Consider the following 12,018-nt stretch of genomic DNA (forward strand, 5'->3'; position numbering starts at 1 on the left):
GGGTGATTTCATTGAGCCAGCCTGCCTATATGATTGGCGTTGATATCGGAACGACCAGTACGAAAGCCGTCTTGTTCGAGGAAAACGGGAAAGTCGTCACCAAGGCGGACGAGGAATACCCTTTGTATATGCCTACTTCGTCTATAGCCGAGCAGGACCCGGACCGCATCTTCCGCGCAGTGATCCAAACGTTGAAGCGCGTAATGGCGCAAAGCGCCGCGAGGCCGGAGCAAGTCCTGTTTGTCTCCTTCAGCTCGGCCATGCACAGCGTCATCGTGGTTGATGCCGAAGGCAAGCCGCTAACGCGCTGCATCACTTGGGGGGATAACCGAAGCGCCGCCTGGGCGGAACGCTTGAAGCGGGACATGAACGGGCATGAGATCTATTTACGAACGGGGACGCCCATCCATCCAATGTCGCCGCTTTCCAAGCTGCTATGGCTTCGCCACGATCATCAGGTGCTGTTTCAAAACGCCGGCAAATTCATCTCGATCAAGGAATATGTGTTTGCCAAGCTGTTCGACGAATACGTGGTCGACTATTCCATCGCCTCGGCGACCGGGCTAATGAATTTGCAGAAGCTGGACTGGGACGAGGAAGCGCTGGACGTTGCCGGGGTATCGAGAAATCAATTATCCAGACTTGTCCCGACGACGTATGCGCTGAAAGGAATGAAAGCCGTTTTCGCGGAAGAGACGGGCCTTGCCGGGTCAACCCCGTTTATTGTCGGCGCAAGCGACGGCGTGCTTTCCAACCTTGGTATGAATGCGATCGAGCCCGGAGTTGTGGCGGCGACCATCGGCACCAGCGGCGCGATCCGCACCGTGATTGACCAGCCTTCAACCGATCCGAAGGGGAGAATCTTCTGCTATGCCCTCACGGACAAGCATTGGGTCATCGGCGGAGCGGTCAACAATGGCGGCATGCTGTTCCGGTGGGCGAGAGACGAATTTGCCGCATCGGAAGTTGAAACGGCCAAACGTCTTGGAATCGACGCTTACGACCTGTTGACGAAAATTGTGGAGAAGGTCAGTCCGGGCTCCGACGGCTTGATTTTTCATCCTTATATGACCGGGGAACGCGCTCCTTTATGGAATGCGAATGCGAGAGGCTCCTTTTTCGGTTTGACGATGCATCATCGCAAGGAGCATATGATCCGCGCCGTGCTGGAAGGGGTTATTTTTAATCTGTACACCGTCTTGCTGGCGATGGGGGAGCGGATCGGGCGGCCCAAAAAAATTCATGCTACCGGCGGCTTTGCCCGCTCCTCTCTCTGGCGCCAGATCATGGCGGATATTTTCGACCAGGAAGTGGTCGTCCCCCAAAGCTTCGAAAGCTCTTGTCTCGGAGCCGTCGTGCTTGGCTTATACGCGACGGGGAGGGCGGATTCGCTGCATATCGTTTCCCGGATGGTCGGCGCAACGCATGTGCATAAGCCGATACCGGAGCATGCCGAAATCTACCATGAGCTTCTGCCCATCTACATTAAAATCGCGCGAAACATGGAGGAGGAATACGAGGCGATCGCCCGTTTTCAACAAAAGCGGGAACGTTTCTAGAAAGCTTCAAGCTTCGATCACACAGAAAAAGCTGGGAAATGTGCGCTGTCCTGCAGCGCAGAGCTTGTTGAGAAAGTGGTCTTCTACAAAAAAGAGATGTAAACGGAGGTGGGGTATCCACTGGAGAAGCGATAGCGCCCGCCTTTGTCTTCGGGAAATGTCCGCTACTAAGCGGCTTCAATCAGATTTCCCGAGGACAACAGCGGTCGGAAGTGGATACCCCACCCCTCGTACACCTCTATTATCTCAATTGACCACTTTCTCAACACTCCGAGCGCTGTCCTGCAGCGTAGTTCATTTCCCGGCTTTTTCCTATTTTGTCAAGCCGATGCCTCCGTCAAAGGATAAGCCGGGGCGGAACTGGTGTTCCGGTGTATTCGATTGTGCTATACTATACCAAAACCTGTCTTTTCCGCAATGTCCGACATTTTGGTAGAATAGTAGAGTTACGTGAATCGAAGCGAAATTTGGAGGAGCGACTATGGCTTTTCAATTTGTGCTCGGCCGAGCGGGCAGCGGCAAAACAACTTTTTGCCTGAACGCGATCAAAAAGAAGCTGCTGGAGCAGCCGGAAGGTGCGCCGCTGATCTGGCTCGTGCCGGAGCAGGCCAGCTTTCAGACGGAATATGCGCTTGTGTCCTCCCCGGAGCTCGGAGGCACGCTGCGCGCTCAAGTGCTCAGCTTCCGGCGGCTTGCTTGGCGCGTCATGCAGGAGGTGGGCGGCACCTCGCGCCTGCCGATCGATGAAACAGGCAAAAAACTGCTGCTTCACCGCATTTTACATAAACAAAAAGACCGTCTGCGCCGTTTTCAAGCGTCGGCAGGACAAACGGGCTTTCTGGATAAATTGAACGAACTGTTTTCGGAGTTGAAACGGTACTGTATCAGCCCCGATCAGCTTGAGCAGTTTTATTCGTCGCGCTTAGCTTCCGGCACGCTTCCGGACAAGCTGCACGATTTGCAGCTGCTGTACGGCGAATTCGAGACCGAATTGTCGAAGCTGTACCTGGACGGGGAAGATTATTTGACGCTGCTGGCACGCCAGGTCGGCGAATCGGCGTATTTACGGGGCGCAGAAATATGGGTCGACGGGTTTCACGGGTTTACACCTCAGGAGCTTGCCGTCCTGGAGCAGCTTGCCTTGTACGCCGGGCGGGTTACGATGACGCTCTGCCTGAACCGTCCGTATGCGGGCGGGGAGCAGCCGCACGAGCTGGACTTGTTTCATCCGACCGCCCGGACGATGAAGACGCTGCGGGAACGGCTGGATGCCTTGGAGGTGGAAACCGAAGCCTCGATCGTTCTGCCGTCGTCGCCTCCGGCAAGGTTCCGGGAGGCGCCGTCGCTCGGCTTTTTGGAGGCGCAATGGGAGGAGCGGGTGAAAAAGCCGTTCCGACCCGAGCCGGGGGACAGCCGGCCACCGGCCGTGCGCATATCGGCGGCGGCCAGCCGGAGGGCGGAGGTGGAGGCGCTAGCCCGGGACGTCGTCAAGCTCGTCCGCGACGAAGGGCTTAGATGGCGGGACATCGCCGTGTCGGTCCGCAACATGGAATCGTACGGCGAGCTGATCTCGGGTACGTTTGCCGACTACGGGATCCCGCACTTTTTGGATCATAAGCGGCCGGTTGTGCACCACCCGCTCGTCGAATTGATTCGCTCTGCGCTCGAAACGATCAACCATTATTGGAAATACGAAGCGGTTTTTCGCGCGGTCAAAACCGGATTTTTCCTGCCTTTCGGCGAGGCGAGAGAGCGGGAGGACGGTTTGATCATCGACCGGCATGCGTTGGACCAGCTCGAAAACTATGTGCTGGCGTTCGGCATTCAAGGATACAAATGGATGAATGACTGGACGTATTCGTATCGGACCACGCTCGAACAGGACGAGACGCAGGCGAGCGAGGCGGACGAGGCGTTTCTGCGCAAGCTCAATGCCTGCCGCAGGCTGGTGGCGGAGCCGCTCGGGGCGCTGCAGGAGCGCATGCGCCGGAAAGCGACGGTGCTTCAGCGGGTAGAGGCGCTGTACGGCCTGCTGGAGCAGCTTCGGGTGCCGGAGCGGCTGGAGGCTTGGAGCCAGGCGTCCCTCGCTCGGGGACAAGCGGAGAAAGCTCGGGAGCACGCCCAAGTGTGGGAGCGGGTCGTCGATATGTTCGATCAGCTTGCGGAGCTGATGGGAGACGAGTCGATGACTTCGGAGACGTTCGCGGAGCTGGTGGACACGGGACTCGAAAGCATCAAGCTCGGCCATGTCCCGCCCACCCTCGACCAGGTGCTGGTTGGCAGCATGGACCGGACCCGTTCCGGTCAGGTCAAGCACATGTTCGTGCTTGGCGTGAGCGAAGGGGTTATGCCCGCCAAAATGCCCGAAAGCGGCGTCTTGTCGGAAGCGGAGCGCGAACAGTTGGCCGGAAACGGGCTGCAAACCGCCGAAGGGAGCCGAAGGCGGCTGCTTGACGAATCGTTCTTGATCTACTGCGCGTTTTGCGCGCCTTCGCACGGATTATGGCTAAGCTATCCACTGGCCGACGAGGAAGGAAGGTCGCTTCTGCCTTCGGACGTGATCCGGCAGGTGAAGCGGATGTTCCCGTCGCTGCAGGAGCGGCTGCTGTTGAACGATCCGGCGCCGGACAGCCACGCCGGCGAACAAATGGAGTACGTCGCCCGCCCGGATAAGGCCTTATCCCTGTTGATGGTGCAGCTAAAGCAGTGGATGGGCGGGGCTTCGATGAACGCCGTCTGGTGGTCGGTGTACAACTGGTTCGCCCGCCAACCCGAACACGCCCTGAAGCTGTCGCGGATGGTGCAGGCGCTGCTCTATTCGAACCGGGCGAAGGAATTGAGTGCCGAAACGAGCCGCGAGCTGTACGGGGAAAGCATCCAGACGAGCGTATCGCGGATGGAGCGCTTCGTCGCGTGTCCGTTCTCCCAGTTCGTCTCGCACGGGCTGCGGCTGAAGGAACGCCGTATTTTTCGTTTGGAAGCGCCCGATATCGGGCAGCTGTTTCACGCAGCATTGACCAAGTTTGCGGAGCAGGCGGAGCGCGAAGGGTTCGACTGGGGCGGCTTAACGGCTGCGGAATGCGAGCAGCGGGCGGCGCTAGTCGTCGATGCGCTTGCGCCGAAGCTGCAGGGCGAAATTTTGCTCAGCTCCAAACGGTATTCGTATATTGCACGCAAGCTCAAGCAGGTGATTGGACGGGCGGCGCTGATGCTGGGCGAGCATGCCCGGCGGGGGCAGTTCCGGCCGATCGGGCTGGAGGTCGGCTTCGGAAGCGGACAGCCGATCCCGCCGCTGCTTTACGATTTGGATAACGGCGTGCGCATGGAGCTGCGGGGAAGGATCGACCGGATCGACCGGGCGGATACCGAGCAGGGAACGCTGCTGCGGGTGATCGACTACAAGTCGAGCGCCAAGGCGCTGAATATGACCGAAGTGTATTACGGTTTATCACTGCAAATGCTCACGTATTTGGACGTCATTCTGACGCATGCGCCGATCTGGCTTGGCCACGAAGCACAGCCTGCGGGCGTTTTGTACTTTCATGTACATAATCCGGTGTTGAACGCAAGAAACGGGCTTTCCGCCCAAGAGATCGACAGCGAGTTGAAGAAGCGGTTCAAAATGAGAGGGCTGCTTCGCGCCGACGCGGATACGGTCCGGCTGATGGACGGAGGGCTGGCGGAAGCCGGAGGGCATTCCGACCTGCTGCCGGTGGCGCTCAAGACGGACGGAAGCTTCTATAAAACGTCGTCGGTCGCCTCCGAAGAACAGTGGGACACCGTTCGGCGGTACGTCAAGCGGACGATCCGCGAGATCGGGACGTCGCTGACGGACGGCACCATCGAGATTGCTCCTTACCGGATGGGCCAAGCGACGGCCTGCACGATGTGCGCGTACCGTTCCGTATGCCAATTCGACACGCAGCTCGACGGCAATGCGTACAAGCAGCTTACGCCGATCGGCAAAGACCGGGTATGGGAAATGATGGAGCAAAAGGCTGCTTCCGCTCCCCGCTCCGCAGGAGCGGCTTATCGGCCGCGCGCCGCTGCGAAACGGCAGTCTGCGGAAGAGAGCTGGACAGCGGAGCCGCAGGAAGAGAACGTCCTGGAAGAGCCGGATAACGAGAATGGAGGGAACGAACAATGACGGAAACGATGCCGAAGCCGGAGAACAGCACCTGGACGGACGAACAATGGCAGGCCATCGCCGTCCGCGGCCGTTCCACGCTCGTCGCTGCCGCTGCGGGCTCCGGGAAAACGGCCGTGCTGGTCGAGCGGATTATTCGCCGCATTTCGGACGAGCGCGAGCCGCTCGACGTGGACCGGCTGCTGGTCGCTACGTTCACCAAGGCGGCGGCAGCGGAAATGCGCCACCGGATCAGCGAGGCGCTGGAGAAGGCGCTGGCGGACAATCCGGGTTCAGATCACCTGCGCAAGCAGCTTGCGCTGATGCCGCAGGCGTCGATTACGACGCTGCACTCCTTTTGTATGGAGGTCATTCAACGGCATTACCAGCGGATCGGGCTCGATCCGAACTTTAGAATCGCCAACGAAACGGAAAGCGCGCTGATGCGGCAGGATTTGCTGGAGGAACTGCTGGAGGAGCGGTACGGCGAAGCCGGGGAAGGCGATTTGTTCTGGCGGCTGGCGGATTCGTTCAGCGGGGATAAAAACGACGACGCGCTATTCTCGCTGGTGCAGCGGCTGTATGACGATTCGCGGAGCCATCCGTGGCCGGAGTATTGGCTGAACGAGTGCGTCCGCATGTTCGAGCAGCCCGTCGCTTCTGGCGATAATCCGTGGCTGGCGAGCTTGCTTGCGTATGTCCGCTTGGAGCTGCAGGCTATGGTCTCCAGGCTTCGGGAAGCCGTGCGGATCGGGGAGCAGCCCGGAGGACCGGCGCCGTATTTGACCAATCTGCAAGATGACGTCGCGGTCGTCGGCGAGCTGCTGGAGCTGGCTGAAGCCGGTTCGTGGGAACCGCTGTATCAAGCGTTTCAGGGCGCAGCTTTCGGCAAGCTGAAGGCTTGCCGGGGGGACGGCTTCGACAAAGCGCTTCAGGAGCAAGTGAAGGACATGCGGGGCGAGGTTAAAGACAGGCTGAGCGAGCTGAAGGAAGAACTGTTCGGTCGGACGCCGGAACAGTACGAGGCGGAGCTGCGGACGATGCGGCCGCTTATGGAGGCGCTCATCGGGCTGGTAATTGATTTCGGCGAGCGGTACCGGACGGCCAAAATGAGCAAGCGGCTCGTCGATTTTGCGGACTTGGAGCATTTTTGCCTGAAGATCCTCAGTGCCGATGAATCACTGCCCGAGCGACCCGTTCCTTCCGACGCCGCGCTGGAATACCGGGAGCAGTTCGCCGAGGTGCTGCTGGACGAGTATCAGGATACGAACCGCGTGCAGGAAGCGATTGTCCAACTGATCGCCAAGGACGCGCCGGGCAACCGGTTTATGGTCGGGGACGTAAAACAAAGCATCTACCGGTTTCGCTTGGCGGAGCCAGGCTTGTTTCAGGAAAAGTACAAAAGCTACCGTACCGATGGCGGCGGGCCGGGGCAGCGCATCGATCTGGCGCGCAACTTCCGCAGCCGCCGTCAAGTGGTGGACGGCACGAATTTTATTTTCCGCCAGCTGATGCACGGAGACGTCGGCGAGATCGACTACGACGAGCGGGCAGAGCTTGTTTACGGCGCCGGCTATCCCGAGCCGCCGAACGCAAGCGGCGCATTTGCGGCCGAGCTTGTGCTGATCGACCGGACGCCGCAGGATGCCGGGGCCCCGGGAGAGAACGGCGGTGATTCCCCGGAGGGCTTTGCCGCCGGAACGGATGAGCCCGCGGACGAGGCGGCAGCCGAGGTGCGCGAGCTGGAGACGGTGCAGCTCGAAGCACGGTATATCGCGCGGCAAATCCGCGAGATGATGGGGCTGGACGGCGGAAGGCGCCGGCAGGTATACGACAAATCGGCCAAAGGCATGCGCGACGCCCAGTTCCGGGACATCGTCGTTTTGCTGCGGGCGACCCAGCAGTGGGCGCCCGTCATGATCGAGGAGCTGCGGCAGCAGGGCATTCCCGCCTACGCGGAGCTGAGCACCGGTTATTTTACAGCCGTTGAAGTGCAGATGGTATTGTCGCTGCTTAAAGTTATCGACAACCCCTATCAGGACATTCCGTTGGCCGCCGTGCTGCGTTCTCCGATCGTAGGGCTGGACGCCGAGGAATTGGCGCATATCCGCATATGCCGTCCGCACGGGGCGTATTTCGACGCCGTGAGGGCTTACGTACCGAGAGAGGCTGCGGGTTCCGAACCGGACCGCGGAGACGGGGCTGCAGAAACGTTCGTGGAACACGAAGCCGACGAGGCCTGTGAAAGCGATGGGACGGGGGATGAACTCCAGCGGAACCCGGAAACGCGGCGCAAGCTGCGGATGTTTCTCGATTGGCTCGGACAGTGGCGATTGCAATCGCAGCAAAGCTCGCTGGCCGATTTAATTTGGGACATTTACCGGAAAACCGGCTATTTCGATTTTGTCGGGGCCATGCCCGGCGGTCCTCAAAGGCAGGCCAATTTGCGTGCGCTTTACGACCGGGCGCGGCAATACGAGGAGACGTCGTTTCGCGGGCTGTTCCGGTTTCTGCGTTTTGTCGAGCGGATGCAGGACAGCGGCGGCGACCTGGGAACGGCCCGGGCGCTTGGCGAACAGGAGGACGTCGTCCGCATTATGACGATCCATAAAAGTAAGGGTTTGGAATTTCCCGTCGTTTTCGTCGCCGGGATGGCCAAGGCGTTTAACCGGCGGGATTTGACGGACAGCTTTTTGCTGCACAAGGAGCTTGGGTTCGGACCGAAGCTGATGGAGACGGAAACGAGGGTCAGTTATCCGACCTTGCCGTGGCTGGCGATCCGGCGCAAAATCGAAATGGAAATGCTGGCCGAAGAAATGCGCGTGCTGTATGTGGCGCTGACCCGGGCGCGGGAGAAGCTTATCCTGATCGCGTCGGTCAAAAATTTGCAGAAGCAGCTGGACGCGTGGGGACGGTTTGTCCTGCATGACCGTTTAACGCTGCCGGACGATGCGCTGGCGGGCGCGCGCTGTTATTTGGATTGGATCGGTCCGGCGCTGATCCGGCACCCTGACGCGGAACCGCTTCGGGAAGCGGCCGGTCTGGACTATCGGCCCTGGTCGTTCATGGACGGCGAGCCCTCCGAATGGCAGGTGCGCCTGCTGAGGCCGGAGCTGTTCGCCGGGATAGCCCAGGCTGCTGCGGCGGTGAGCTTTGCCGATACCCGCTGGCAATCGGTGGTCCGGCTGGAGCCGGTCGACGAAACGGAGCGGTGGGAGCACGAAGTGTGGCGGCGCTTGTCCTGGAGCTATCCCCGGGAGGATGCGACGCTGGTGCTGTCCAAAACGTCCGTTACGGAGCTGAAGCGGCATTCGGAACACCGGAAGCTGCTTGAGCTGCTGTCGGACGAGCCGTCTGCGGCATTGTGGCCGGGGGTCGGGACGGAGTCCGGAGAACCTGTTACGGAGGACAGGTCCCGACAGGGAGCGGACGGCGCGGCTTTTCACAAAGTGATTGTCCGAAGACCGCGGTTTATGGAGCGAAGCGGGCCGAATGCGACAGAGCGCGGTACGGTATTTCATACCGTGATGCAGCATATGCCGATGGACCGGCTCCCTTCGGAATCCGACGTCCGCGAGCTGCTGGCCTCTCTGGTGCAGCGAGAGCTGCTGACGGAGGAGCAGTGCGGTCTGGTTGACCCTGCGGTGATCGTGACGTTCTTTGAAAGCGAGCTGGGACGGCGTTTGCTTCACGCCAAGCGGGTGCACCGGGAAACGCCGTTCAGCTTCGGGCTGCCTGCGCGAGACGTCTACGGCCCGGAACGGGGCGGGTTGTCGGACGAGATCGTGATGCTGCAGGGTGTGATCGACTGTCTGATCGACGAAGGCGACGGCCTCGTGCTGGTGGATTTCAAGACGGACAGGTTGAAAGGCGCTTCCCCGCTTCGAGCGGCGGAAAAATACCGGCTGCAGCTTGATTTGTACGCCAGAGCCGTCGAGACGATCTGGAAGCGGCCGGTCACCGGAAAATATATCTTTTTATTCGATGGCGCTCATGTGGTGCAGCTGTGAATGAAGTAAGGATGGAAAAAGACGCACGGTATGAGCGTACGTTGATCATGGAAGCGGAGCAAGATATATAGCTGGTTGAGAAAGTGAGCTTTTGCAAATTTAGAGAAGCATACAGAGGCGGGGTATCCACTGGAGAAGCGATAGCTCTTCGGGAAATATCCGCTAACAAGCGGTTTCCAATCAAAATTTCCCGATGACAACAGCGGTCGGAAGTGGATCCCCGCCCCATCGTAACCTCTATATTCCCGTTTGACCATTTTCTCAACAAGCTCGGCTTGGCTTAAGCCAAGTGCCGCCTCATGGCGACGCGATTAGGGAAGGAAGGAAAAGCTATGCGGATATTGCATACGGCGGATTGGCATTTCGGCCGGACGCTGGAAGGAAGAAGCCGGCTCGCCGAGCAGGAAGCGTTCGTCGACGAGTTGGCCCTTCTCGTGAAGGAGCAGCAGATCGATCTGGTGCTGCTGGCGGGAGACGTTTACGATTCGGTGAATCCTCCGGCCGCCGCCGAGCAGTTGTTTTACGATGCGCTGGCGCGTCTGTCGGATCAAGGACAGCGGCCGGTGTACGTCATTGCGGGCAACCACGATCACCCCGACCGGCTGGCCGCCGCCGACCCGCTGGCGCACAAGCTTGGCGTTACACTGGTCGGTCTGCCGGAAGCGCGAGTGCATACGGTGGACGTCCGGCGCACGGGCGAAACGGCGGTGCTGTTCGCGCTGCCGTATCCGTCCGAGTCGCGGCTGCGCGAGCTGTTGTCGGAGGGTGCTGACGAGACGCTGCTTCGGGCCGTCTATTCCGAGCGGGTGCGGCATATCGTCGCGGAGCAGGCAAAGCATTACCGCGCCGACACGGTCAATTTGCTCATGAGCCATCTCTATGTGCTCGGCGGGCAGGAAACGGAGTCGGAGCGGCCGATTCAAGTCGGAGGCGCTTATACGGTCGACACGTCGGCGCTGGAAGCCGGGGCGCAGTACGTTGCTTTGGGCCATTTGCACCGGCCGCAATTTTTGAAGTCGGAGACGACGACGATTCGTTACAGCGGCTCGCCGCTCGCCTACAGCTTCTCGGAGGTCGGGCAGGCCAAATCGGTTACGGTGCTCGATCTGAAGCCGGGCGCGGCTCCCCAATTGGAGGAGATCTTCCTCTCCAGCGGGCGTCCGCTAGTGGAATGGAAAGCCAAGGGCGGGCTGGCGGAGGTACATCGCTGGCTGGACGAAGGCAAGGATGCCAACGCCTGGATCGATTTAGAGGTTCACTTGCAGGAGACGATGTCGATGGAACAGCTGTACCGGCTGCGGCTGGCCCGGGACGGGTTTATTCATATCCGGCCGGTGTACCCGGATCTGGAGGCGTCGCTGCAGGAAGCCGTATCGGCGACGAAGCTGCCGATGGACGAGCTGTTCCGCCGCTTCTACGAACGGCAGACCGGCGGGGCTCAGCCCGAGCCGGAGCTGACCCGGCTGTTTCTGGAGCTGTTACATACGGAGGAAGACGATCCGGCGGTGTAGCCGGATATTCATAAGGTAGATGTAAAGGGGGCTCGCTCATGCGGCCGATTCATTTGCAAATCGCGGGGCTGCAAAGCTACCGGGAAGCGCAGGACATCGATTTCAGCGCGCTGACCGGTGCGGGCGTTTTCGGCATCTTCGGGCCGACAGGCAGCGGCAAGTCGACGCTGCTCGATGCGATGACGCTGGCCTTGTTCGGGAAGGTGGAACGGGCGCCAGGCGGCACGCAGGCGATCATGAACCAGGCGGAGCAGACGCTATCCGTCTCGTTTACCTTCGAGCTGGGGCATGCGCTCGGTGTCAAGCGCTACCGCGTCGACCGCCAGTTCAAGCGGGGCGGCGACGTCTCGGTGCTCGGCAGTCTATGTCGGCTGATTCAATACCGCGACGACGAAGCGGTCGTGCTGGCCGACAAGGCGGGCGAGGTCAATCAGCGGATTCAGGATATATTGGGCTTGTCGATGGCCGATTTTACCCGGGCGGTCGTGCTGCCGCAAGGAAAGTTTGCGGAGTTTCTGACGCTGACAGGCAAAGACCGGCGCGCGATGCTGCAGCGCTTGTTCCATCTGGAGCCGTACGGCGACCAGCTGAGCGCGAAAACCGCCGCCCGTTTCAAGGAAACGGACGTGGCGATCCGGGCGCTTCAGGCGGAGCAGCAGGGCCTCGGCGACGCCTCGCAAGCGGCGCTGGCGCAGGCCGAGCAGCGGCTCGCGGAAGCGTGCGAAGCCGCCCGCGGGCTGCGCGAGCGGCTCGCCGCTTGCCGTCTCTTTTACACATCTGGCGCTGCCGCCGGTATGTCGTGGTGGGTTCAT

5 protein-coding genes are annotated in these 12,018 nt (G+C 60.3%); all 5 read left to right on the plus strand.

The annotated features are described in order from the left end of the window. Positions 1-11: 11 nt before the first annotated feature. A complete protein-coding gene (gene gntK, locus KQX66_RS29720; RefSeq protein WP_216796729.1) occupies positions 12-1,559 on the plus strand; it encodes a gluconokinase in 1,548 nt (515 codons plus the stop codon). Positions 1,560-2,040: 481 nt separating this feature from the next. Beyond that, entirely contained in the window at positions 2,041-5,706 is a 3,666-nt protein-coding gene (gene addB / locus KQX66_RS29725; RefSeq protein ID WP_216796731.1) for a helicase-exonuclease AddAB subunit AddB, read from the plus strand. Further along, positions 5,703-9,695 (plus strand): helicase-exonuclease AddAB subunit AddA, encoded by a 3,993-nt coding sequence (addA, locus tag KQX66_RS29730; protein ID WP_216796733.1) that lies wholly within the window; start codon positions 5,703-5,705, stop codon positions 9,693-9,695. The genes addB and addA overlap by 4 nt, the downstream gene beginning before the upstream one ends. 332 nt (positions 9,696-10,027) lie before the next feature. Then, positions 10,028-11,206, plus strand: a complete 1,179-nt coding sequence (locus KQX66_RS29735; protein ID WP_216796735.1) for an exonuclease SbcCD subunit D — start codon at positions 10,028-10,030, stop codon at positions 11,204-11,206. 38 nt (positions 11,207-11,244) lie between these two features. After that, positions 11,245-12,018, plus strand: a 774-nt coding sequence (locus KQX66_RS29740) for an AAA family ATPase (RefSeq protein ID WP_216796737.1), incomplete at its 3' end; no start/stop codon positions are given.

Origin of the sequence: Paenibacillus oleatilyticus, assembly GCF_018998565.1 — a bacterium.
Classification (GTDB): Bacteria; Bacillota; Bacilli; order Paenibacillales; family NBRC-103111; genus Paenibacillus_G; species Paenibacillus_G oleatilyticus.